Annotated in this window: 20 protein-coding genes; 11 read left to right on the forward strand and 9 right to left on the reverse strand. The window is 67.0% G+C overall.

All coding sequences use genetic code 11. The annotated features are described in order from the left end of the window. Positions 1-223 precede the first annotated feature (223 nt). From ABE546_RS15000 to ABE546_RS15015, 4 genes are all read left to right on the forward strand, one after another. Entirely contained in the window at positions 224-3,640 is a 3,417-nt protein-coding gene (locus tag ABE546_RS15000; protein ID WP_346464307.1) for an autotransporter domain-containing protein, read from the forward strand. Between the two features lie 159 nt (positions 3,641-3,799). Continuing rightward, positions 3,800-4,174 (forward strand): hypothetical protein, encoded by a 375-nt coding sequence (locus ABE546_RS15005; protein ID WP_313219621.1) that lies wholly within the window; start codon positions 3,800-3,802, stop codon positions 4,172-4,174. A gap of 68 nt (positions 4,175-4,242) precedes the next feature. Further along, positions 4,243-5,019, forward strand: a complete 777-nt coding sequence (locus tag ABE546_RS15010) for an AMP nucleosidase (RefSeq protein ID WP_346464309.1) — start codon at positions 4,243-4,245, stop codon at positions 5,017-5,019. A 52-nt stretch (positions 5,020-5,071) separates the two neighbouring features. After that, positions 5,072-5,611 (forward strand): DUF924 family protein, encoded by a 540-nt coding sequence (locus ABE546_RS15015; protein WP_313209127.1) that lies wholly within the window; start codon positions 5,072-5,074, stop codon positions 5,609-5,611. Between the two features lie 82 nt (positions 5,612-5,693). Here the strand turns inward: ABE546_RS15015 and grxD are convergent, their stop codons facing one another. Beyond that, positions 5,694-6,620: a Grx4 family monothiol glutaredoxin gene (grxD, locus tag ABE546_RS15020; RefSeq protein ID WP_121039705.1), complete on the reverse strand. Its 927-nt coding sequence runs from the start codon at positions 6,618-6,620 to the stop codon at positions 5,694-5,696. 58 nt (positions 6,621-6,678) lie between these two features. On the opposite strand from grxD, the gene ABE546_RS15025 reads away from it, so the two are divergent. Further along, complete coding sequence (locus tag ABE546_RS15025) at positions 6,679-7,455, forward strand: polysaccharide deacetylase family protein (RefSeq protein ID WP_313219622.1); 777 nt, start codon at positions 6,679-6,681, stop codon at positions 7,453-7,455. A 32-nt stretch (positions 7,456-7,487) separates the two neighbouring features. Here ABE546_RS15025 and ABE546_RS15030 read toward each other — a convergent pair whose 3' ends face one another. The 5 genes from ABE546_RS15030 to ABE546_RS15050 all read right to left on the reverse strand — a co-directional run bounded on the left by ABE546_RS15030 (position 7,488) and on the right by ABE546_RS15050 (position 10,875). Then, positions 7,488-7,811 (reverse strand): hypothetical protein, encoded by a 324-nt coding sequence (locus tag ABE546_RS15030; RefSeq protein ID WP_313219623.1) that lies wholly within the window; start codon positions 7,809-7,811, stop codon positions 7,488-7,490. 34 nt (positions 7,812-7,845) lie between these two features. Next, on the reverse strand, positions 7,846-8,211 hold the full coding sequence (locus ABE546_RS15035; RefSeq protein WP_313219624.1) for a hypothetical protein: 366 nt from the start codon (positions 8,209-8,211) through the stop codon (positions 7,846-7,848). A gap of 68 nt (positions 8,212-8,279) precedes the next feature. Continuing rightward, complete coding sequence (locus ABE546_RS15040) at positions 8,280-8,963, reverse strand: class I SAM-dependent methyltransferase (RefSeq protein WP_313209196.1); 684 nt, start codon at positions 8,961-8,963, stop codon at positions 8,280-8,282. A gap of 17 nt (positions 8,964-8,980) precedes the next feature. After that, the gene (locus tag ABE546_RS15045) at positions 8,981-9,601 is read right to left on the reverse strand and encodes a GDSL-type esterase/lipase family protein (protein ID WP_313219625.1); all 621 of its coding nucleotides are present in this window, start codon (positions 9,599-9,601) and stop codon (positions 8,981-8,983) included. After that, positions 9,601-10,875 carry a pyridoxal phosphate-dependent aminotransferase gene (locus tag ABE546_RS15050; RefSeq protein WP_313209132.1) on the reverse strand — a complete coding sequence of 425 codons (1,275 nt, stop codon included), beginning with the start codon at positions 10,873-10,875 and terminating at the stop codon, positions 9,601-9,603. The genes ABE546_RS15045 and ABE546_RS15050 overlap by 1 nt, the downstream gene beginning before the upstream one ends. A gap of 175 nt (positions 10,876-11,050) precedes the next feature. Here ABE546_RS15050 and rsgA point away from each other — a divergent pair, with 175 nt between their 5' ends. From rsgA to ABE546_RS15065, 3 genes are all read left to right on the forward strand, one after another. Then, positions 11,051-12,157: a ribosome small subunit-dependent GTPase A gene (rsgA, locus tag ABE546_RS15055; RefSeq protein WP_265308967.1), complete on the forward strand. Its 1,107-nt coding sequence runs from the start codon at positions 11,051-11,053 to the stop codon at positions 12,155-12,157. A 19-nt stretch (positions 12,158-12,176) separates the two neighbouring features. Further along, positions 12,177-13,430 carry a flavohemoglobin expression-modulating QEGLA motif protein gene (locus ABE546_RS15060; protein ID WP_259259171.1) on the forward strand — a complete coding sequence of 418 codons (1,254 nt, stop codon included), beginning with the start codon at positions 12,177-12,179 and terminating at the stop codon, positions 13,428-13,430. A 177-nt stretch (positions 13,431-13,607) separates the two neighbouring features. Next, entirely contained in the window at positions 13,608-15,905 is a 2,298-nt protein-coding gene (locus ABE546_RS15065; protein WP_313219626.1) for a TonB-dependent receptor, read from the forward strand. Positions 15,906-16,147: 242 nt separating this feature from the next. On the opposite strand, the gene phbB is transcribed toward ABE546_RS15065, so the two are convergent. The 3 genes from phbB to ABE546_RS15080 are packed head-to-tail and all read right to left on the reverse strand — an operon-like array spanning position 16,148 to position 19,464. Continuing rightward, a complete protein-coding gene (phbB, locus tag ABE546_RS15070; protein ID WP_019183776.1) occupies positions 16,148-16,888 on the reverse strand; it encodes an acetoacetyl-CoA reductase in 741 nt (246 codons plus the stop codon). A 25-nt stretch (positions 16,889-16,913) separates the two neighbouring features. After that, a complete protein-coding gene (locus ABE546_RS15075; protein ID WP_070473693.1) occupies positions 16,914-18,242 on the reverse strand; it encodes a CitMHS family transporter in 1,329 nt (442 codons plus the stop codon). Positions 18,243-18,282: 40 nt separating this feature from the next. After that, positions 18,283-19,464 (reverse strand): porin, encoded by a 1,182-nt coding sequence (locus ABE546_RS15080; protein ID WP_313219627.1) that lies wholly within the window; start codon positions 19,462-19,464, stop codon positions 18,283-18,285. A 156-nt stretch (positions 19,465-19,620) separates the two neighbouring features. Here ABE546_RS15080 and ABE546_RS15085 point away from each other — a divergent pair, with 156 nt between their 5' ends. From ABE546_RS15085 to ABE546_RS15095, 3 genes are all read left to right on the forward strand, one after another. Further along, positions 19,621-20,319 carry a response regulator transcription factor gene (locus tag ABE546_RS15085; protein WP_313209135.1) on the forward strand — a complete coding sequence of 233 codons (699 nt, stop codon included), beginning with the start codon at positions 19,621-19,623 and terminating at the stop codon, positions 20,317-20,319. Next, on the forward strand, positions 20,309-21,691 hold the full coding sequence (locus ABE546_RS15090; RefSeq protein WP_313209198.1) for a sensor histidine kinase: 1,383 nt from the start codon (positions 20,309-20,311) through the stop codon (positions 21,689-21,691). Before ABE546_RS15085 ends, ABE546_RS15090 begins: the two co-directional genes overlap by 11 nt. Further along, the coding region (locus tag ABE546_RS15095; RefSeq protein WP_346464310.1) for an ABC transporter substrate-binding protein at positions 21,688-22,809 on the forward strand (1,122 nt) is incomplete at its 3' end. The genes ABE546_RS15090 and ABE546_RS15095, both read left to right, overlap by 4 nt.

Consider the following 22,809-nt stretch of genomic DNA (forward strand, 5'->3'; position numbering starts at 1 on the left):
TTCGACGCTATCCGGGACGCGGGTCGTTTGCCAAGTGACCTTCTGCATAGTTTTAGCAAATGAGACCTAGCACTGATATGAGAAACAATTGTGAACTTTTCATGAATTTTTCGGGTAGGCTCAAAGCGGCGACGAGGACCGATGCGCGCCCGTCGCAAGAGAGTCGCAGTGCATCCAGTTCCAGATTCCAACACTCGAACCAGATCAAGGAAGTTCTCAGTACATGACCGTGAATTCACTGTCCCGAGCGACGTTCCGTCGCCCTTCGCCGTCCCTGCTGGCCTCGGCCATCATCGGCACCCTGCTTGCCGCCAGCGCCGTTCCGGCGCTGGCCACTCCTACCAGCGATGCCCTGCAGCGTTATCAGCAGCAGCGCGCCGAGCAGTCCGCCGCATTCGGCCGTGATCTGCAGAGCGTCCCGCTGGCGGCGGCGTTTGCCGCGCCCACCGCCTCCATTGGCCAAGCCGGTTACCTCACCAGCCCGCGCGTCAGCGCCGAGGCGGCCAACCCCATCCTCGGCAAGCCGGGTGATGTGGAAAGCTGGCACAGCGATGAGTTCAATGCCGACTGGGGTCTGGCCGCGATGGGGGCTGATTACGCGTATGCGCGCGGCCTTACCGGTCAGGGTGTGCGCCTGGGCGTGTTCGATTCGGGCTCTGCCCTTGCCCACGACGAATTCGCCGGACGCAACACGTCCAGCATCTCCATCGGCAACGGCGGCTGCGCCGACCCGAGCATCGTGGCGGGCGAAGGTGCCTGCGGCAGCACCCGGGGCGACCAGCCCGGGTATAACTACTACGGTCTGGGGCCGGGTGTGCCGCCTGCGCTTGCTGATCGCCTGATCGCGGCAGGCCAGCCGTACGGCTTCAGCTACGCCGACCATGGCACGCACGTGTTGGGCACCGTCGGCGCCAACCGCGATGGCAACGGGATGCATGGCGTGGCCTTTGGCGCCAACCTGACCGCTGCCCGCGTCTTTGGCGACACGTATTACGAGTGGCGCCTGGATCCTGACAACTTCTACCGGCCGCGCGCGTTGTATCGCACGGATCCGGACGATGCCGCCACACTGGACATGTATGCCCAGGCAGACGCGCAGGGCGTGCGCGCGCTCAATCACAGCTGGGGCATCTCGACCCGCCATGCCACGGTGGAGAGCCTGGATGCGCAGTACGCTGCGATCGGCGCGGACTACGGCGTCTACGGCAGCATCTATGGTGAAACGGAGGGTGCACCGGGTTCCAAGCTGATCCAGGTGTGGTCGGCAGGCAACTCTGCTGGCGGCATGGCTGGCATCACGGCGGCATTGCCGCGCTGGAACCCGGAGATCGAGCCGTACTGGCTGGCCGTCGCAAATGTCCGTCTCCCCACCGCAGGTGAGACGGACTACGTCATTGATGCCAGTTCCAGCATCTGTGGTGCTTCGGCCAACTGGTGCCTGTCCGCGCCGGGTACCAACATCGCCAGCACGATCGTGGCCGGCGAGATCAACGGTCGCATGGAGCTGACCGAGGATTACCTGCGTTTTCTCATCGAAAGCGAAAGCCCTGAGTACACCTACGGCTACAAGACCGGCACATCGATGGCGGCACCGCACATCACCGGTGCGCTCGGTCTGCTGATGGAGCGCTTCCCGTACCTCGACAACGCACAGGTGCGCGATGTGTTGTTGACCACGGCACGCGACCTGGGCGCGCCCGGCGTCGATGCGATCTACGGCTGGGGCATGGTCGATCTGAAGACCGCCATCGAAGGCTACGGCCTGCTGCGCGTGGACACCGACGTGGTCATGAACCAGAAAGCCGGTGGCCTGAAGGTGTGGGAAGGCGATGCGTGGGACGACTGGACCAATGACATCGGCGGCCCGGGCAAGCTGACCAAGTCCGGTATCGGCTGGCTGCGCCTGAGCGGTGACAACAGCTTCAACGGCGCCATCGTGCGCGACGGCGTGCTGGAACTGGACGGTGCGAATGCACTGACCGCTTCGGTCGATGTACAGGGCGGCCAGTTCCTGCTCAACGGCAGCCTGGTCTCCACCACGCTCAACAGCCTTGGCGGTACCAGCCTGATCACCAGCACGGGTGTGCTGGATGGCTCGGCGCTGAACGTGACCGGCGGCGTGGTGTCGTTCAACGGCGTGCAGCAGGGCGGCTCGACCGTGGTCGGCGCCAAGGGCACGCTGAAGGGCGTCGGCACGCTGGGCAGTACCCGCGTGGAAGGCATCATCGCCCCGGGCAACTCGATCGGCACGCTGACCATCAACGGCGACTACGTGCAGACCGCCAGCGGCATCTACCAGGCCGAGCTGGCCCCGGGCAGCCGCAGCGATCTGCTGCGCGTCACCGGTACGGCCACGCTGGATGGCACCCTGAAGGCACTGCCGGAAGCCGGCGTGTACTACCTCGGTGAGCAGTTCAACTTCCTGCAGGCCGCCGGTGGCATCAACGGTCAGTTCGCCACGACCGACTTCTCGGCCTTCTCGCCGTTCCTGAAGTTCAGCCTGGGCTACAGCGCCAATGGGCTGCGCATCGACGTCGCCCGCGGCAACGCGCTGGCCAGCACTGCGGTCACGCCGAACCAGATCGCCGTGGCCACCAGCGCCGATGGCCTGGCCATCAACCAGGGCCTGCCCAAGCCGCTGACCCAGCTGTTCCCGGCCCAGGTCGGTGCGGCACTGGACGCGCTGAGTGGTGAACTCCACGCCGCCACGCCGATGGCGCTGGTGGAAAGCAGCCGTTACCTGCGTGATGCGGCGCTGAGCCGTGCCGTGGGTGTGCGTTCGCCGGGGGCCGCGGATGAGGCGGCCGGTGGCGGCGCGTGGGTGCAGGCGATCGGTGGCAGCGGCAAGCTCGACGGCGATGCCAATGCCGCGCGCACCGATTCCAACAGCAATGGTCTGCTGGTCGGTGCCGATCATGTGTTCGGCGGCGGTTGGCAGGTCGGTGGGCTGGTTGGTACCGGCCGGACCGACATCAAGCAGGCCGCGGGTCGCGGCGCCCGGTCGGAGATCGACAACACCCACTTCGGTGCCTACGTGGGCAATCAGTGGGGGGCGTTCGGTCTGCGCGCCGGTCTGGGTTATTCCCGCCATGACGTGGACAGCAAGCGTCAGCTGACGTTTGCCGGCTACCAGGACGCGCTGTCGGCCACGTACGACGCCACCACCCGCCAGGGCTTCATCGAGGGCGCATACCGCTTCGGTGGTCGCGAAGGTGGCCTGGAGCCGTACCTGCAGTTCGCGCGCGTTGAGGTGGACGTGGACGGCATCACCGAGCAGGGCGGTGCTGCGGCACTGCACGGCCAGGTCGCCGACACCCGCACCAACGTGGCGACCGCCGGCGTTCGGTTCGACAAGGGCCTGAAGACCTCGTGGCAGCAGGAAAGCTGGCTGCACGTGCGCGGTGGCGTCGGTTACCGCCGTGCCTCCGGCGACCGCAGCCAGGTCGCCGATCTGGCCTGGACCGGCGGCAGCAGCTTCGCGGTCAGCGGTGCGGCGATTGCCGACAACGCCGTGGTCGCCGAGCTGGGCCTGTCGGCCTGGTTGAGCCCGCGCAACCAGCTGGAGCTGGGCTACAACGGCACCTTCGGTGACGACGCCCGCGACCGCAGCGTCACCGCGCGCTGGTCCGTGCAGTTCTGATCCAGCGGTACTGGTAAACGGGAAAAGGCGGCCATTGGCCGCCTTTTTCTTGCGGCTGCCGTGAGGTCGCGATCGCCACTTGCGCCGTGATCATCCAGCGTGGGAGGGTCAGACAGGCGGGGGCCGTCCGTGCCACTCTGCATTCACAAGGAAGTGTCGATGAACGTTACCGAAGGCTTCGATCGCAAGCACGCCACGCATTACCACCGGTTGCTTGTCCTGCTGGCGTTCGCGTCCGGCCTCATGCTGGTGGCTGGATTCTTCGAGCAGTCGCCCAGCGCGCTGCCCAAAGAAGCGCGCATCCTCCTCGCAGCACTCTCCCTGCTGACGGCCACCGCCAGCTACCTGGTGATCAAACAGATCCAGTACGCCTTTCCGTTTGTCGGCATATCGTCCATCGCCTTTGCCGCCTCGCTCTGGGCGTTCGGTGCGCCAACGGCCCTCGTCCTGCTGCTGGCCATACCGGCTGCCCTCCTTTCGCTGGTCTCCCTTGTCCTCAAGGGCAGGGCCGATGGGATCGACCACCGGGAGTAAGCGGCCACGCTCGACGCCGCGCGGCCGGTCTCGCAGAATTGTCGCCTGTCGTTTGTCGGAACAGCCCCATGAAAACCAAACAGGACATCGTCGAAAACTGGCTGCCGCGTTACACCGGCGTGCCGTTGGAGCAGTTTGGCCAGCACATCCTGCTGACCAACTTCGGTGGCTACCTGCACACCTTTTCCCAGCTGACCGGTGCCCCCATCCAAGGCGCGGACCGGCCCATGGCCTGCGTCACCAGCGACGACATCACCCTGATCAACTTCGGCATGGGCAGCCCGAACGCGGCCATCATCATGGACCTGCTGTCGGCGGTCATGCCCAAGGCGGTGCTGTTCCTGGGCAAGTGCGGTGGGCTCAAGCGCAAGAACCAGCTGGGGGATCTGATCCTGCCGATCGCCGCGATCCGCGGCGAGGGCACCTCCAGCGACTACCTGCCGCCGGAAGTCCCGGCCCTGCCGGCTTTTGCCCTGCAGCGCGCGGTCTCGACCATGGTCCGCGACCTCGGCCACGACTACTGGACCGGCACCGTCTACACCACCAACCGCCGGGTCTGGGAGCACGACGAGGCCTTCAAGGAAAAGCTGCGGGTGATGCGCTGCATGGCCATCGACATGGAGACGGCGACCCTGTTCGCGGCCGGTTTTGCGAACCACATCCCGATCGGGGCCTTGCTGTTGGTGTCCGACCAGCCGATGATTCCCGACGGCGTGAAGACCGAGGTCTCCGACGCCAAGGTCAGCTCACAGTTCGTCGAGAACCATATCCAGATCGGTATCGAGGCGCTTAAGCTGATACGGCGCAACGGCAAGTCGGTCCGCCACCTGCGTTTTGACGAGTAACGGCAATGGAACGGATGGACGTCTTGGGGCGTGCCATCCACAGGGGTAGTGAATGGACGTGGCGGCACAAGTAGTGGAGTTCTGGCGCGACGCCGGACCGCAGCAGTGGTTCGCGCGCGATGACGCGTTCGATGCGCGGTTTCGCCATCAATTCCAGGAAGAACATTTTGCCGCCGCCCGCCGCGCGCGCGAGCATTGGTTGAGCAGCGCAGAAGGCGCGCTGGCGCTGATGATCCTGCTCGACCAGTTCCCGCGCAATTGCTTCCGCGATACGGCGCACGCCTACGCCACCGATGGCCTGGCGCGGCATTACGCCATGCGTGCGGTGGAGGAGGGCCTGGATCTGCAACTGGTGCCCAAACTGCGGGCCTTCATCTACCTCCCGTTCGAGCACTCCGAGGATCCGCAGGACCAGGAGCGTTCGGTGGCGATGTTCGATGCGCTGGGCGACAAGGAATACCTGCAGTTCGCCGAACTGCACCGCGACATCATCCGCCGCTTCGGGCGCTTCCCGCACCGCAATGCGGTGCTGGGGAGGATGCCGACGCCGGAAGAGCTGGATTATCTGGCCGAGGGTGGGTTTGCGGGTTGACCGGTGGAAGGACGCCACCGGCGCCACGAACAAAAAAACGCCGGCAATGCCGGCGTTTTTCTTACCCGCAACGTGCTGAAGATCAGTACTTCGGCACGCCGTTGTCCACCTCGTTCGACCAGGCGTCGATACCGCCGGTGATGTTGGACACCTTGGTGAAGCCCAGGGCACGGAACTGCTCGGCGGCCTGCGCGCTGCGGCCACCGTGGTGGCACAGGAAGGCCAGCGCGGTGTCCTTGGGCAGGGCTTCCAGGCGGGCGCGGTTGTCACCGTCGAAGGTTTCGAACGGGGCGTTGATCGCCGCGATCGCACGCTCGTCGGCCGGACGCACGTCGACCACGGTGATGCTGCCGGCGCGGAGCTGGTCATCAGCGTCGCGCACGCTCAGTTCCTGAACGGCCTTGGGCGCGTTCGGGTTGTCGATCGCCAGGCCCTTGCCGCGGATGTCGTCGACCCAGTCGATGGTGATGCCTTCGGCGCGGCGGGCGCTGGCCAGATCGAACTGCACGCGCAGGCCGTTGGACTCGGCGGCGATCGCGTTGTCGTCGTGCGGGGCGAGCTGGAAGTTCGGCTGGAAGCGCGCGTCGATGCCCAGCTGCAGCGAGGCACCCGGGGAATCGGCCAGCGCGCCACGCAGCATTTCCACGGCGGCCGGGGTCACGGTGATGCGCGGCGGGGTGCGGTCGGGGGCGGCAAGGCCGAGCACACTGCTCAGCTCACCGTTGCCGGCCATCTGCAGGATGATGTCGCTGCCACCGATCAGCTCGCCGTCGATGTACAGCTGCGGAATGGTCGGCCACTCGCCATAGGCTTTGATGCCTTCGCGGATGTCGGCGTCGGCGAGCACGTTGACGTGGTCGAACTCCACCCCGAGGTCCTGCAGGGCGCCGACGGCTTTGGCCGAGAAACCGCACTGCGGCATGCTCGGCTGACCCTTCATGAACAGCACGACGCGGTTGGCGTTGAGAATGGATTCGATGCGCGAGCGCAGGGCGGGATCAAGGGACATGACGGTCAGGGTCCGGATATGCGAACCGTCTATTCTACGCGGCATGGCATCATGGGGCATGACCGTACCGGAAACGTTGTATCGCATTCCCCGCCGCCCCTGGCGCTGGCTGCCGTGGCTGGTGCTGTCGCAGCTGCTGGTGGTGCTGGTCTGGGCCGCCTGGGGCTGGCGCTACGGCCTGCCGCTGATGGTGGCCACGCATGCCCTGTTCATGGTGCCGGTCTTCCTCCCCAACAGCCGCTTCTACGCCCCCGTGCTCAGCCGCCTGCCCGGGGATGCCCGCAAGGTCTGGCTGACCATCGATGATGGCCCGTCGGCGGAAACCCCGGCGGTGCTCGATCTGCTGGACCGCTACGAGGCCAGGGCGACCTTTTTCCTGGTTGGTGAACGCGCGCAGGCGCAGCCGGACCTGGTCCGCGCGATGCTGGCCCGGGGGCACAGCCTGGGCAACCACAGCCACCGCCACCCGCAGACGCGTTTCTGGCGGCTGGGGCGACAGGCCATGGCCGCGGAGATCGCGCAATGCCAGCAGGCCCTCACCGCGATCGCCGGCACGCCACCGCGCTGGTACCGCTCGGTGGTCGGGATGACCAATCCATTCGTGGCCCCCGCGTTGAAGCAGTGGCAGCTGACCCGGGTGGGCTGGAGCGCGCGCGGTTTCGACGGGGTGGAGTGCACGCCCGATCAGGTGGTCGAACGGATCACCCGTGATCTGGCGCCGGGCAGCATCGTGCTGCTGCACGAGGGCGCCGCACATGGCCACAACCTGGCCATCATCGAGGCGGTGCTGCAGGCGGTGCAGGCACGTGGCCTGCACGCCGGGCTGCCGGACTGAGGCCGAGGGCTACGCCGGCGGGAGTGCGGGGATCAGCTCAGGGAGCCGATGATCATCAGCAGCACCACACCGAGGATGCTGCCGATCGAGATCACCAGGCCGAGGATCGCGAACACGCGGCGGCGGTCTGCCTGCACTGCACCGGCAACGCTCAGGCCAAAGGCCACCAGCTGCATCAGGGCCGTGCACATCAAGCCGAGGCCGACCAGGATCGCCGACATCGAGGTCTCCTCCATGCCGCCGGGCGTGGTGGTCTCGATGATGCCGGCGATGACGATCAGGCCCAGCATCAACACGGCACCGCACAGGGCGGTAATGAACGCGGCAATACCCATGCCGGAATGAGGGGTGTGCATCAGGGCTCCTTGTCGATGCGGTGAAACGGAGGAATCAGGGGGCGAGGGGCTGCGCGGCCGCGGCGTCTGTTGGCGGATGCGAGGCGTGCCACTGGTCGCGGATCCAACCGCCAAGCGACAGCTGTGCGATCAGCAGACCCAGCGTCACCAGCAGCGCGATGATGCCGAACAGGCGGCGCCGGCGCGGCTGCAGCACGCTGCCCAGGCCGAGCAGCAGGGCCAGGATGGCCAGGCCGACACTGCTGCCGAGCAGCGCCGCCAGCGACCACGGCAGCTCGCGCATGGCCGCGTGTTCGGGCGCATGCGCGTAATGCATGCTCAGCAGCAGCATCACCAGGCCACAGGCGCTGACGATCAGCGCGGCGATGCCAAGCGCGGAATGTCGGGTCTGTCGGGGCATGGGCGGCTCCTTGCCGGAAGGGGGGCGGGAGTATGCGCGTGTGCGGCCCGCGGCGCGAGCCACGGCGACTACGCAGCGAGCGGACGATCGCCGACGATCAGCCAGTTGTTGAACGGGGTATTGCCGTACAGCGGTGTCATCCGCAGCTGCAGCCCGGCGGTTTCCAACGGAGTGCGCAGGCTCCCGGCATCGGGATAGTGGCGTGGACGCGTGCCCATCCAGCCCACCAGGTGCGCGAGCATGTCGGTGATCCGCGTGGTCCGGTCGCGGCCACTGTGGTCAGCCAACGTGGTGCGGATCACCAGCCGCGCCCCGGGTGCCACGCGCGCGGCGGCATCGTGCAGCAGTTGAGTCTGCGCGGGCGCGGGCAGGTACTGCAGCACGTCGAGCAACGCGACGTTGCCGAGGTGGGGGGGCAGGGCCGCGCTGGCGTCCATGCAGGTGAACCGTGCATCCGGCAGCGCGGCCCGGGCACCGGCCTGCTCGGCGCGGGCGACCTTGCCAGCGTCGATGTCCACACCGTGATACGCAAGTGCACTGCCCTGCTGGCGCAGCACGTGCGCCAGCAGCCCCAGGCCGCAGCCGATATCCAGCAACGGCGCCACAGGCGCATCGTTCAACGCCGCGAGCACGCCGGGATACAGCGGATCACTGCCGAGCTTGCCGCGGCTGTAGTAATAATCGCGGCGATTGCCGAACCGCTGCGGCGGCAGGAACGCCGTGGCGATCCGGCGGGCCTGCTCCCTGGCCAGCGGCAGCGTGGCCTCGCTCAGCGGGTCGGCTCCGCCCACAGCACGCGCGTGACTTCGAAGGCGCGCTGGTGCCACAGCGTGTACATCGCGGCGGACGGATGCAGACCATCCTCGGCCAGCATGACGCGCTCGCCGCCCAGCTGGCGGCTCAGGTCGGTGATGTCGACAAAGGCCACGTCATGTTCGGCGCAGATGGCCGCAGCGGCAGCGTTGTAGGCATCCAGTTCCTGCCCGACCTGCACGCGGTCGCGGCCGGATGCCACGGCATAGGGTGTCACGCCCCAGTCCGGGATCGAGAGCACCAGCACGCGCGGTGCACGCTCGCCGGCGAAGGCGAGCGCGCGCTGCAACAGCGCGGTGAAGCGCGGGCGGTACTCGTCCACGCTGCGGCCACGGTATTGATCATTGACCCCGATCAGCAGGCTTACCAGCGCGAACGGACCCTGCGGTGCGTCGGCATCGATGCCGGCCTCAAGCTCGTCGGTGGTCCAGCCGGTGGTGGCAATGATCGTTGGATCGTCCACGTCCACGCCGATATCGCGCAGGGCGGCGGCCAACTGCGTCGGCCAGCGCCCGGACGGCTCGACGCCTTCGCCGATCGTGTAGGAATCGCCCAGCGCCAGGTACGGCCGGCCCATCAGGCCACCGCGCTGCGCGGCTTGAGCGGGACCACCTTGGTGTTGGCCTCGGCACGGCGTGCCAGGGCGCGGTCGATGCGCGCGAACACATCGCGCATCACCTCCGGCTCGGGCAGCAGGGTCACGCGGAAGTGGTGGCGGTAAGGCACGTTGAAGCTCGAGCCCGGGACCACCAGTACGCCTTCTTCGTTCATCAGTTCCAGCGCGAAATCATGGTCGTCGAAGCTGCGTGCCGCCGCACCGACCACCGCCGGGAACGCGTACAGCGCGCCGGCCGGGGCCACCAGCGACAGATGCTCGCTGGCGTTGCAGGCTTCGATCACCGCGCGGCGGGTTTCATACAGACGGCCACCCGGCGCGCACAGCGGCGAGATGGTGTCCGGCCCGTTGACCGCGGCATCGATGGCGTACTGGCCCGGCACGTTGGCGCACAGGCGCAGCGCGCTGAGCAGGTCCATCGCCGCACGGAACTCGCCCAGCCGCTCGGCCGCGCCGGACAGCATCGCCCAGCCCACGCGCCAGCCGCAGGCGCGATGCACCTTGCTCAAGCCGCTGAAGGTGATGCAAGGGTGCTCGCCGGCCAGCGGCGCGACGGCATGGAACTGCGCGTCGTCATACAGGATCTGGTCGTAGATCTCATCGACCATCAACAGCAGGTTGTGCTTGGCGGCGATGGCCACGATGCGCTCCAGCAGATCGCGCGAGTAGCTGGCGCCGCTGGGATTGTTCGGGTTGATCAGCACGATCGCGCGGGTGCGCGAGGACACCAGCGCCTCGATCTCGACCGGGTCGGGCTGGAAGCCGTTCTCCGGTGCGCAGCGGTAATACACCGGGCGGCCATCGTTGAGGATGGTCGCGGCCGACCACAGCGGGTAATCCGGCGAGGGCACCAGCACTTCGTCGCCCGGGTTGAGCAGGGCGCGCAGCGACAGGTCGATCAGCTCGCTGACGCCATTGCCGATGAACACCCGATCCGGGTGCGCATCGGGTGCGCCGCGACGGGCGTAGGCGGCGGCGATGGCTTCGCGCGCCTCCGGCAGGCCCTGCTGGTGGGTGTACGGGTCGGTGCGGCCCATGTCATCGGCGATCGCGCGCTGCAGGTGCTCAGGCGCGCGGAACCCGAAGTTGCCCGGGTTGCCGATGTTGAGCTTGATCAGCTTGCGGCCCTGGGCCTCCAGCTCCCGCGCTCGTCGCGCCAGTTCGCCCCGGATCTCGTAGCGGACTTCGGACAGGCGCTCGCGGGTGGCGAGCGGCTTCAGCGGGGGCGTGGACATGAACGGGCCGTCATTCAGGCATGGAAACCGCATGTTAGCGGAATTGTTGCGTTGCAGGGCAAGCGTTTCCGGCCCAACGCCCAGCCCTGCAAGGCAGTTGCAGATGAAAGGATTTCCACCCGTCCACGCCTGCGCCGCTCCGCCGCGGCAACGCCTGGTCGCCACACCCATTAGAATGGGCACGATGAGCGAACCCACTGATTACCTTGCCCTGCAGACCATTGGCTGGCCCTGGCCGGGCGGCCCGGAGCTGCCGGACTGGCAGGCCCTGTTCGAGCAGTTCCCGCAGGCGCGCCCGGGCCGGGTGATCGAGCAGCATCGCACCGGCTACATCGTCTCCGATGCGCCCGAAGCGGCGATCAAGACCGAATCCCCGCCGGAATGGCAGCGCCCACGCTTCCCCAGCCACGAGCGCGCGGCGGTAGGCGACTGGGTGCTGCTGGAGGGCATCAAGATCGTGGCCCTGCTGCCGCGGCGCACCGCGATCAAGCGCGGCGCGGCCGGCGAGCATTACCACCAGCAGGTGATCGCGGCCAACATCGATACGGTGTTCATCGTCTGCGGGCTGGATGCGGACTTCAATCCGCGCCGGATCGAGCGCTACCTGCTGCTGGTCGGCGGGGGCGGTGCACAGCCGGTGGTGGTGCTGACCAAGGCCGACCAGACCGAGTACAGCCAGGACGCCCTGGACGTGCTGGAAGAACTGGCAGCGCAGAATATTCCGCTGCTGGCGATCAACGGCAAAGACCCGGCCAGCGCCTCGGCCCTGTTGCCGTGGCTCGCCGCTGGCCAGACCGTGGTACTGGTCGGCTCCTCCGGTGCTGGCAAGTCGACCCTGACCAATACGCTGCTCGGCCACGAGCGCATGAAGACCGCCGATGTGCGCGTCAACGACTCGCGCGGCCGCCACACCACCACCCACCGCGCACTGATTCCGCTGCCGGCCGGCGCCTGCCTGATCGACACCCCTGGCATGCGCGAGCTGAAGCCGACCGGTGAAGAGGCCCTGAGCGAAGGCGGCTTCTCCGACGTGGAAGCCCTGTCGGCGCAATGCCGTTTCCGCGACTGCGCCCACCAGCGTGAGCCGGGCTGTGCGATCCGCGCGGCCATCGATGACGGCACGCTGGATGAAGAGCGCCTGCTCAACTACTTCAAGCTGAAAGAAGAAGTGGCTGCCGCCGCGGCCAAGCTGGCCGTGCGCCAGGCGCAGCAGGCCATCGAGCGCAAGCACGTGGGCAAGGGCGCGCAGTGGCGGCCGGGCGGAAAGGGCGGCCGACGATAGCTTTTGCTACTGTCCGTCCATGGACACGCCAATGACCGTGGATCGTGACGTCGCCCACCACACCGCGCTCGATGCCCAACTGGTCGAGGCGGTGGGCGGGATCAAACTGCTGGGGCTGACCAGCTGGCCGGCCGCGCTGCAGGCGCCGTTCCTGGCCAGCGTCGCCCGCGGGCAGCCGGTGCTCCCGCAGGTCGACTACCCCAAGCTCGATTTCACCGATACCCGCCACCGGCTGGCCGCGATCAGCGCGCAATGCGATCCCGACCATCCCATCGGCCTGTACGTGCAGCGCTCGGCGCACAGCTGGGACCAGGCTGCCGGCCTGCTGGAATCGCTGGGCACCGCCGAGGTGGATCGTTACTCGGTGGAACTGTTCGGCGCGCCCGAGCAACCGCTGCCCGGCAACGGCCCCAGCACCCGCGACGCCGCCCGCCACTTCATCCAGATCGCGCAGGAACTGGACCACGAGCTGCTTGCGCCCGAAGAACAGGTGCCGGTCTCGGCCACCGCGCTGCAACTGCAGTTGCAGAGTGATCTGGATGCCTTCTTCGAATCGCGGATCATCAGCGTCCAGCTCGATCCGGACCTGATCTCCAAAGCGGCCGCCGGCCCGAACCGGATCCGCCTGCGCACCAGTGCGCGTTTCAGCGCCTACGACCGTGCGCAGTTGTTCCATCACGAGGCGCTGGTGCATTCCTTGACCGCGCTCAACGGCCGCGAGCAGCCGCACCTGCCCAGCCTGGCGCTGTCCTCGCCGCGGGTCACCGCGACCCAGGAAGGACTGGCGACCTTTGCCGAGCAGATCACCGGCAGCATCGACATCGAGCGCCTCAAGCGCATCAGCCTGCGCACCGAAGCCATTGCCATGGCGCGCGAAGGAGCCGATTTCATCCAGGTGTTCCGCTACTTCTGCGAGGCCGGCCAGAACAACGAAGAGAGCTTCGCCTCCGCCCAGCGCGTGTTCCGCGGCGTGCCCCCGAGCGGGGGCGCGGCCTTCACCAAGGACACGGTGTACCTGCGCGGGCTGGTCTCGGTGCACACCTTCTTCCGCCACATGCTGGCCGAAGACCGCCTGCAGGTCTGCCGCTGGCTGTTTGCCGGCAAGATGTCGCTGACCGATGCGATCGCCTTCGCACCGCTGTTCGAAGAGGGCATCCTGCGCCCGCCGCGCTGGTTGCCGCATTGGGTCAGTCGCGCGAACGGATTGGCCGGCATGCTTGCGTTCTCCTTGTTCGCCAATCGCATCCGCATGGATCAGCTCGCCCCCGAGTAGTGCCGGCCGCTGGCCGGCAAGCTCGCGCGCCTTCCACAGGCACCCAGTGCGTCAATGAGCACTGCATCGCAATTCATCTGCGATGCGCTGAACCGTAAACATCCTTTCATCTTCCGCTCGCATGCTGGTCATGCACCTGCATTGCGCAGGTCATCTTCCCCCATGTAACGGACGACCATGCTTACCCGACCCCTGACGATCGCGGTGGCGCTCGCGCTGTGCGCCGCCCATGCCAACGCCAACGCTGCCGATGTAGACGCCACCGCCGCTGCCAACGTCGCGCTCAGTGCGCAGACCCTGGACACCGTTTCGGTGATCGGCCAGGGCGAGACCCGCCAGGTGCAGCGCATCACGGCCGTGGACAAGGAAGTACTGCCGCCGGGCACCAGCGGCCAGAAGATCCTCGATCGCCTGCCGGGCGTCTCGGTACAGTCCAACGATGCCTTCGGCGCCAACGAAGAATCGCAGACGATCAGCCTGCGCGGCTTCGACAAGAGCCGCCTGGGCTACACGCTGGATGGCATTCCGCTGGGCGACAACAGCTACGGCAACTACAACGGCCTGAGCATCGCCCGTGCGCTGATCGCCGAGAATCTCGCCGGTGCGGAACTGTCGCAGGGCATCGGATCGCTGGGCGTCGCCTCGACCAGCAACCTCGGCGGCACCATCCAGTACTTCTCGCAGGACCCGTCCACCGAGTTCGGCGGCAAGGCCAGCGTCACCGTCGGCGATGACAACCAGCGCCGCGGCTACCTGCGCGTGGACACCGGCGACATCAATGGCTTCTCGGCTTATGTGTCCGGCGTGCATCAGGATTCGGACATGTGGGCCGAACCGAACCAGAACCAGACCACCCGCCAGTTCAACGCCAAGGCGGTCTGGAACGTGGGTGACAACCGCTTCGGTGCCTTCGCTGCCACCTCGCGCGTGAGCCAGGCCAACTACGCCTACCTGTCCAAGAGCATGCTCGCACGTGGCCTCGGCTGGGACTGGAACATCTACGCACCGGACTGGGATCGCGCCGTTGCCGCTGCCTACTGCGCACCGGGCACCTACAACGCGCAGAAGTGTGCGTTCACCGGTGGCGTCAACAGCATCGATGACGCGTACTACCAGAGCCGCGCGCTGCGCGACGACAACCTGTACTCGCTGGATGCCGACCTCGCGCTGGGCGACAGCGCCCGCCTGAAGCTGCTTGGCTACCACCATGAGAACCGTGGCCAGGGCCACTGGTGGGCACCGGGCCAGCCGTCCAACCCCGGCACCCCGGAGATGTTGCCGATCTCCATCCGCAGCACCAACTACACCATCAACCGCCAGGGCATCACCGCCGCGCTGAGCTGGCAGTGGGGCATCCATTCGCTGGAAGCAGGGCTGTGGTATGAGCGCAACGACCACAACGTCGAGCGCAATTTCTACTACATCACCGGTCCGTTCCTGGATGACGGCTACCTCAACCACCCCGACCGCCGCCTGTTCGATCAGGACTTCGACATCCGCACGCGCCAGTTCTACGTGCAGGACCGCATGCGCTTCCTGGACGACCGCCTGACCGTGGATGTGGGCATCAAGAGCCCGAACACCCGCATGACGGCCAACGCGAAGCCGGGCACGGAAGCCAGCTACGCCTCCGGCACGCTGACCGCCAAGGAATCGGTACTGCCGCAGGCCGGCATCGGCTTCAAGCTGAGCCCGAACCAGGAAGTGTTCGCCTCGTACTCGGAGAACATCGCCGCCTTCGTCGGTGGCGGCAGCGGCGGCCCGCTGCAGGTCTCGCCGGAATCCTTCGCGGCCAGCGCCGGGCTGGAACCAGAGAAGTCCAAGACGCTGGAAGCCGGCTTCCGCACCTTCGGCGAAAAGTACCAGGCCTCCATCGCGGCCTATCACGTGACCTTCGACAACCGCCTGCTCTCGCTCAATCCCTGCACCAGTATTGAAGTCGGCACGCGCCCGGAGTGCATCACGCGCTTCATCAACGTGGGTTCGGTGAAGAGCCGCGGTGCGGAACTGACCTTCATCCTCAAGCCGATGGACGGCCTGCAGTGGTACAACGCGCTCTCGTGGAACAAGACCACCTACGAGGACAACTACACCTCGGGCGGTGCGATCGTGCCGGTGGCCGGCAAGATCACGGTGGACACGCCCGAGCGCATGGCCTCCAGTGAGATCAGCTGGAACCGCGATGGTTTCTTCGCCAGCCTGCGCGCGAAGTACACAGGCAAGCGTTACTACACCTACACGAATGACCAGTCGGTGCCCGGGGTGACGACGTTCGATGCGGGCATGGGCTATTCGTTCGGGCCGGGCATGGGCCTGCGCGATATCAAGGTGTCGCTCAACGCGACCAACCTGACCAACAAGCGCTACGCCGGCCAGCTCAGTTCGTTCGCCCCCACCGATCCGACGGGTACCCGCTATGCGATCCACGCCAGTGCGCCGCGTCAGCTGTTCATGACGGTCGCTGCGGAGTTCTGACCAACGCGGGCACCGCCAACCGTCCATCGCGGTAGCCACCGACCGTTGGTCGGTGGTGCCGGTAGTGCCGGCCGCTGGCCGGCAACCCCATGAACCCGTCATCGCGAGGCGCCGGCCAGCGGCCGGCACTACCAAGACGACGCCCACACAACGCAAATCAGCCAAAAAAAGCCGCGATGCCAACCAGCATCGCGGCTCACCTCGTGGGGGAGGCCACGCATCACATGGGATGCGCAAAACCGTCAGAACATGTGCAGACCACCGTTCACCGCATAATCCGCACCCGTCACATACGCCGCATCGTCCGACGCCAACCACGCACACAGACTCGCCACCTCCTCCGGCTTGCCCAAGCGGCGGATCGGCACCGAGCCCGCCAGACGATCCAGCACATCCGGCGGAAAACTGCTGATCGACTGACTCGCGATATACCCCGGCGAAATCGTATTCACCGTCACGCCCCGCGTCGCCACCTCATTGGCCAACGCCCGGCTGAAGCCATGCATCGCCGCCTTCGCCGTCGCGAAGTTCACCTGGCCGATCTGGCCCTTGTGCGCACTCACCGAGCCGATGTTCACGATCCGGCCCCAGCCGCGCGTGCTCATGCCGTCGATCACCTGCTTGGTGATGTTGAACAGCGCATGCAGGTTCGACCCCATCACCGCATTCCAATCATCCGGGCTCATCTGGCGGAACAGCACATCGCGGCTGCCGCCGGCATTGTTGACCAGCACATCGATCTCGCCGACTTCGGCCTTCACCTTGGCGAACGCGGCCACCGTCGACGCCCAGTCCGCGGCATTGCCTTCCGAGGCGATGAAATCGAAGCCCAGTTCGCGTTGCTCGCGCAGCCAGGCGGCTTTGCGCGGTGAATTCGGGGCGCAGCCGGCGACCACGGTGTGGCCGTTGCGGGCCAGCTTCTGGCAGATGGCAGTGCCGACACTGCCCATGGCGCTGGTGACGTAAGCGATGCGAAGAGTCATGGCGGAAGGCTCCTTGGTAGGCGGATCAGGACGCAAGCGGATACAGGCCGAACAGCAGCCCACCGAACATCAGCAGCATCGAAATGGCGATGGCCCACTTCAGGGTGAACTTCTGGTGATCGGCGAACTCCACCTTGGCCAGGCCGACCAGCAGGTAGGTCGAGGGCACCAGCGGGCTGAGCAGATGCACCGGCTGGCCGGCCAGCGAGGCACGCGCCATCTCCACCGGCGTGATGCCGTAGTTGCCGGCCGCTTCGGACAGGATCGGCAGCACGCCGAAGTAGAAGGCGTCGTTGGACATGAAGAAGGTGAACGGCATCGAGGCCAGCGCGGTGATCACCGCCAGGTAGGGGCCCCAGCTGTCGGGAATGATCGCCAGGAAGCTGTGCGACATCGCCTCGACCATGCCGGTGTTGTTGAGGATGCCGGTGAAGATGCCCGCCGCGAAGATCAGCGAGACCACCGACAGCACGTTGCCGGCATGGTTGACCACGCGGCGGCGCTGCTCGGCCAGGTTCGGGTAGTTGATCACCAGGGCGATCGCGAAGCCGACCATGAACAGGACCGGCATCGGCAGCACGCCCAGGATCAGCGCGGTCATCAGGGCGATGGTCAGGCCCAGATTGACCCACAGCAGCTTCGGGCGCTTGGTGTCCTCGGCGTCTTCCACCGTCGGCAGCGTGTTTCCATCATCGGAGACGCTGTTGTCCATCCAGCTCCCGCCCTGCGGCAGGGTCACCACGCCCAGGCGACGGCGTTCCTTCATGCCCAGGTACCAGGCCAGCACCAGCACGCCGGCGCAGGCGATCACCATCGAGGGAATCAGCGGCACAAAGACGTCGGCCGGGTCCACGTGCAGCGCGGTGGCGGCACGGGCGGTCGGCCCGCCCCACGGGGTGAGGTTCATCACGCCACCGGCGAGGATGGTCACGCAGGTCATGTTCAACGCGTTCATGCCCAGGCGCTGATACAACGGCAGCATCGCCGACACGGTGATCATGTAGGTGGTCGAGCCATCGCCGTCGAGCGAGATCAGCATCGCCAGGATGGCGGTGCCGAGCACGATCTTCATCGGGTCGCCCTTGACGAAGCGCAGGATGATCCGCACCAGCGGATCGAACAGGCCCGCATCGATCATCACCCCGAAGTACAGGATGGCGAACATCAGCATCACGCCGGTCGGCGCGATCTTCTTGATGCCTTCCAGCATCATGTCGTCGATGCCGGCCGCGAAGCCGCCGATCAGCGCGAACAGGATCGGAATGGTGATGAGGGCGACCAGCGGCGAGAGCCGCTTGCTCATGATCAAATACATGAATGTAATGACCATGCCAAAGCCGAGGATGCTCAGCATCATCTGCATTCTCCAGAAGAAACGGTGCGGAAAGTAGGCATCAGAAGTCGTACTGCAGGCGGCCGGTGACCGCGCGCGTGCGATCCACGGTGGCATCGGCCAGGCGGTCGCGGTTGCGGCTTTCGATCAGGTTGAGCATGAAGCGCAGGTTCGGGCGCATGTACCAGTTGCCACCTAGCGTCCACGCCTCGGTCTGGCCGTCGCGCAGGTCCGGCTGGCCGATCAGGTGCTGGTCGCCGCGCATCTGGTCATAGCGCAGTGCCAGTTCGAACGCGCCGGCGGTGTGCTGGAAATCCTTGACCCGGCCGAAGCGCCCCGTCTTGCGGTCGTACACGCGCGATTCGCCGGTGACGAACCAGCTGACCAGGCTGTAGCCGGCCAGCACCTTGCCGCGCTGGCTGCCGTCGTCGAAGGTGGCGCCGCTGAATTCGCCCTGCCAGGACAGCGGCCCGTTCACCTGTGCGTACTCCAGCGACCACTTGTTGACGTCGGTGTCGCGCCCGGCCGAGAAATCGACCAGGGTCAGGCGGCTGTTGTCCGAGAGATGGCCGGCCGGGCGCGGGCGGATGCGCAGGGCGGGGACGCCGTCGGCGCCAGGGGTGTCGTAGCGCTCATGCGCCAACGACACGCCCAGGTGCAGGACATCACCGGCGGTGGCGCCGGGGGCCCAGGTCGCACGGCCACCGGCGGCACGGCCCTTGACCTGCCACGCGTCGATGCTCTCCAGGCTGTAGGCGCTGGCGGCCCACGTCATGTCGCCGCGCGCGGCCTGCCAGGAGGCGCCGAGGCGATACAGCGGCGCCAGCGTGGTGCCGGCATTGCCGCGCTCCAGGAAGCTGCCGTAGTTCGAACTGGTGCGGTCATCCAGCGAGAAGAACTGCTTGAACTGGCCCACGGTGAGCTTGCCGGCATCGCCGAAGCTGCGGCTGACGAACACATCCTTGGCCTCGACCCGGTCGCCGGAAAAATCCGCTTCCAGCTTGTAGTCGACCACGAAGAACTTGCCGGATACGTCAAGCCATGCGCGACGGATCTCGGTGTCGTCCTTGTTCGGCGTGCCGCGGCGGTCGTTGTGGAAATCGGCGAAGTCCAGGTGCAGGCGGCCGCCAAGGCTGGCCGTGACCGGGCGGTCGTCAGTGTTGTCGTCGGCGGCCCAGGCGGGTGCGGCCAACAACAGCGTGCAGGCGGCCGGCAGGCACCAGCGCAGTGTGTTCAGTTCCATGGCCCCTCCCAGGTACCGTGTGTTCGGTGGTGTCGCGTTGGCGCAGCCTAGTGCCGGGATGCTGTCATCCACCTGTCAGCCATTGCTGCACCGCAGCGAAGTGCACGGATGCGGCCGCACGCGCTAGCATTCGTGCACCTTTCCCGATCCCGACCGATGCGCATCCTGCTGGTGGAAGACAACCCGGACCTGGCCGACGCGATCGTCCGCCGCATGCGCCGCAGTGGGCATGCCGTGGATTGGCAGAGCGACGGCCTGGCCGCAGCGAGCGTGCTGCGCTACCAGTCGTTCGATCTGGTCGTACTCGATATCGGCCTACCCAAACTGGATGGGCTGCGCGTACTGGCCGGCATGCGTGAGCGCGGTGACAGCACCCCGGTGCTGATGCTGACCGCGCGCGATGGCATCGAAGACCGGGTGCAGGCGCTGGATGTCGGCGCGGACGATTACCTCGGCAAGCCGTTCGATTTCCGCGAGTTCGAAGCGCGCTGCCGCGTGCTCTTGCGGCGCACCCGTGGCCAGGCCAGCGAGGTGGTGCAGATCGGTGGCTTCCAGTTCGACAACGCCGCGCACCGGGTCAGCCTGGACGGCCAGCCGATCGAGCTGCCCAACCGCGAGTACCGTCTGCTGGAGATCCTGATGGGTCGCCTGGGGCAGGTGGTCGGCAAGGACGAGATCGGCAACGGCCTGTTCGGCTTCGACGATGAGGCCGGTCCCAACGCGATCGAACTGTATGTCGGGCGCCTGCGCCGCAAACTGGCCGAGGCACCGCTGCGCATCGTGACCGTGCGCGGCAGCGGCTATCTGCTTGAGGCGCACGATGCGGCGGCCGAGGGCAGTGCCGATGGTGACTGAGGCCCGCGCGCCCACCTCGATCCGGCGCACGCTGTGGCTGTATCTGGGCGGCTTGATGGCGCTGTTCGCGGTCGCGTTGTTCTTCGGTGCGCGTGACTACGGCCAGCGTGCCGCCAACCGTTCCTACGATCACCTGCTGGTGTCCTCGGCGCTTTCGATCATCGATTCGGTGGCGCTGGTGGATGCGCAGTGGCAGGTGGATCTGCCGTACGCCTCGCTCGACCTGCTGGCCATGGCGCCGGAAGACCGCGTGTTCTATCGCGTCTTCGATGCGCGCAACCAGACCGTGACCGGCTACGGCGATCTGCCGGCGCCGCCGCGCGCGCCGAGCGATCGCCCGCAGTTGTTCGACGCGCCCTACAGCGGTGAGACCGTGCGCTTCGTGGTGGTCTCGCGGCGGGTGTCATCACCGTCCGCGCAGGCCGAGGTGCGTGTGCAGGTCGGGCAGACCCGGCGGGCGCGCGAGGCGCTGGCACAGGACATGGTCACCCGCGCGCTGGTCGCGATCGTCGTGCTTTCGCTGTTGTCGCTGGCGCTGGTCGCGCTCGGCGTTCACCGGGCGCTGCGGCCGCTGGTGCGGGTCGAACGCGAACTGTCCAGACGCGAACCGTCCGACCTGCGGCCGCTGGACGCCGCCACACCGCAGGAAATGGACCAGATGGTTGGTGCGCTGAACCACTTCATGGGCCGGCTGTCGACCAGCAATGAAACGCTGCGCGCCTTCATGGCCGAGGCCGCGCACCAGATGCGCACGCCGCTGGCGGCCCTGCGCGCGCAGGCCCAGCTCGCGCTGGATGATGAAGATCCGGAGGACATGCGACGCAGCCTGCAGGCGATCGAGCGCAACGCGACGCACATGAGCCGCCTTCTCAATCAGCTGCTCAGCGATGCCAGCGTTATCCATCGCGCGAACCTGCAGCGTTTCGCCCTGGTCGACCTGGCCGAGATCGTGCACCAGGCCCTGCACGAGGCCTTGCCGCAGGCATTGCCCGCACCTCGCGTACAGCTGGCGGTGACCAGCGATCCGGCGTGGGTCAACGGGGATGCACTGCTGCTGCGCGAAGCGATCAAGAACCTGATCGACAATGCGCTCAAATACGGCGGCGACGGCGTACTGCAGCTGGCGCTGACCACCGATGACAGCCACTGCGTGCTGACCATCGCCGACCACGGTCCCGGGATCGCGGCCGCCGATGCGGAGCGGGTGTTCGAACGCTTCGCGCGCGGCGAAGGCGCGGCGGCCGGCGGCGCCGGACTGGGCCTGGCGATCGTCAAGCGCGTGGTCGACAGTCATGGCGGCCACATCGATCTGGCCAACCGTGTGGGTGGCGGGCTGGTCGCCACCATCCGGCTGCCGAGGAGGCACGCATGAAACGCTGGCATGGCCTGTTGATGTTGCTGTTCACCACCACGGTCTTCGCTGATCCGGGTGATGTGCAGCGCTTCCCGGCACAGGGCGTGCCCACCGCGCAGCTGCGCATCCACGGCTCGACCGACATCGAAGTCTTCGCCACGGTGATCGCCGACTACCAGCGCCTGCATCCCGGCACGGAGATCGTCTACGAGGACATCATCACGCAGGACATGTATGCGCGCTACCTGCGCGATCGCAGCGGACCGGCTTCACCGGACATGCTGATCAGCAGTGGCATGGACCTGCAGGCCAAGCTGGTCAACGACGGCCATGCGCTACCGCACCGCTCGGCGCAGACCGATGCGTTGCCCGCTTGGGCGCAGTGGCGGCATGAGGCATTCGGGATCAGCTACGAGCCGGTGGCGATGGTCTACAACACGCGCATGCTGCCGGCGGCGCGGGTGCCGCACACGCGGCGTCAATTGCTGGAGCTGCTGCGGGCGCCGGATGCGCCGTTGCTGGGCCGGGTGGGGACCTACGATGTGCAGCGCAGCAGTGTCGGCTATCTGCTTGCCACCCAGGACGGCCAACGCGGCAGCATGGCCGGCGCGCTGCTTGGAGCGCTGGGCGACAACCGCGTGCAGCTGGAGGAGCGCACCGGCGTGCTGCTCGACCGGGTCAGCAGCGGCCAGCTCTCGCTGGTCTACAACGTGCTGGGCTCGTATGCGCAGGCGCGCATCGATGCCGGTGCGCCGCTGGGCATCATCGAGCCGGAGGACTACACCCTGGTGATGCTGCGCACCGCGGTGATCCCGCGCGGCGGCAAGCACCCCGATGAAGCCCGCCGGTTCCTGGATTATCTGCTGTCGCCCCGTGGACAACAGGTGCTCTCCCGCGAAGCGCGGTTGATGCCGATCCTGCCCGCGGCGGGCCAACGGCGGGGCGCCTCGCCCGAGCGCAGCTACCGCCCGATCCAACTCGGCCCGGGCCTGCTGGTCTACCTGGACGGCCTCAAGCGCCGCCAGTTCCTGGACGCATGGCGGGGCAGCATGCAGCAGGGGGGGGGGGGGCGCGGGGGGGCCCCACCCCCCCGCCGCCCCCCCCACCCCAAAAAGGCCCCCCGCAAAACGCGTGAG

The organism is Stenotrophomonas sp. TWI377, assembly GCF_039674525.1.
Taxonomy (GTDB): Bacteria; Pseudomonadota; Gammaproteobacteria; order Xanthomonadales; family Xanthomonadaceae; genus Stenotrophomonas.

Excerpts from the sequence above, each read along its gene's own strand:
- ABE546_RS15000 (WP_346464307.1), top strand. The coding sequence starts at position 224 with ATGACCGTGAATTCACTGTCCCGAGCGACGTTCCGTCGCCCTTCGCCG.
- ABE546_RS15005 (WP_313219621.1), top strand. The coding sequence starts at position 3,800 with ATGAACGTTACCGAAGGCTTCGATCGCAAGCACGCCACGCATTACCAC.
- ABE546_RS15010 (WP_346464309.1), top strand. The coding sequence starts at position 4,243 with ATGAAAACCAAACAGGACATCGTCGAAAACTGGCTGCCGCGTTACACC.
- ABE546_RS15015 (WP_313209127.1), top strand. The coding sequence starts at position 5,072 with ATGGACGTGGCGGCACAAGTAGTGGAGTTCTGGCGCGACGCCGGACCG.
- grxD (WP_121039705.1), bottom strand. The coding sequence starts at position 6,620 with ATGTCCCTTGATCCCGCCCTGCGCTCGCGCATCGAATCCATTCTCAAC.
- ABE546_RS15025 (WP_313219622.1), top strand. The coding sequence starts at position 6,679 with ATGACCGTACCGGAAACGTTGTATCGCATTCCCCGCCGCCCCTGGCGC.
- ABE546_RS15030 (WP_313219623.1), bottom strand. The coding sequence starts at position 7,811 with ATGCACACCCCTCATTCCGGCATGGGTATTGCCGCGTTCATTACCGCC.
- ABE546_RS15035 (WP_313219624.1), bottom strand. The coding sequence starts at position 8,211 with ATGCCCCGACAGACCCGACATTCCGCGCTTGGCATCGCCGCGCTGATC.
- ABE546_RS15045 (WP_313219625.1), bottom strand. The coding sequence starts at position 9,601 with ATGGGCCGGCCGTACCTGGCGCTGGGCGATTCCTACACGATCGGCGAA.
- ABE546_RS15050 (WP_313209132.1), bottom strand. The coding sequence starts at position 10,875 with ATGTCCACGCCCCCGCTGAAGCCGCTCGCCACCCGCGAGCGCCTGTCC.
- rsgA (WP_265308967.1), top strand. The coding sequence starts at position 11,051 with ATGGGCACGATGAGCGAACCCACTGATTACCTTGCCCTGCAGACCATT.
- ABE546_RS15060 (WP_259259171.1), top strand. The coding sequence starts at position 12,177 with ATGGACACGCCAATGACCGTGGATCGTGACGTCGCCCACCACACCGCG.
- ABE546_RS15065 (WP_313219626.1), top strand. The coding sequence starts at position 13,608 with ATGCTTACCCGACCCCTGACGATCGCGGTGGCGCTCGCGCTGTGCGCC.
- phbB (WP_019183776.1), bottom strand. The coding sequence starts at position 16,888 with ATGACTCTTCGCATCGCTTACGTCACCAGCGCCATGGGCAGTGTCGGC.
- ABE546_RS15075 (WP_070473693.1), bottom strand. The coding sequence starts at position 18,242 with ATGCTGAGCATCCTCGGCTTTGGCATGGTCATTACATTCATGTATTTG.
- ABE546_RS15080 (WP_313219627.1), bottom strand. The coding sequence starts at position 19,464 with ATGGAACTGAACACACTGCGCTGGTGCCTGCCGGCCGCCTGCACGCTG.
- ABE546_RS15085 (WP_313209135.1), top strand. The coding sequence starts at position 19,621 with ATGCGCATCCTGCTGGTGGAAGACAACCCGGACCTGGCCGACGCGATC.
- ABE546_RS15090 (WP_313209198.1), top strand. The coding sequence starts at position 20,309 with ATGGTGACTGAGGCCCGCGCGCCCACCTCGATCCGGCGCACGCTGTGG.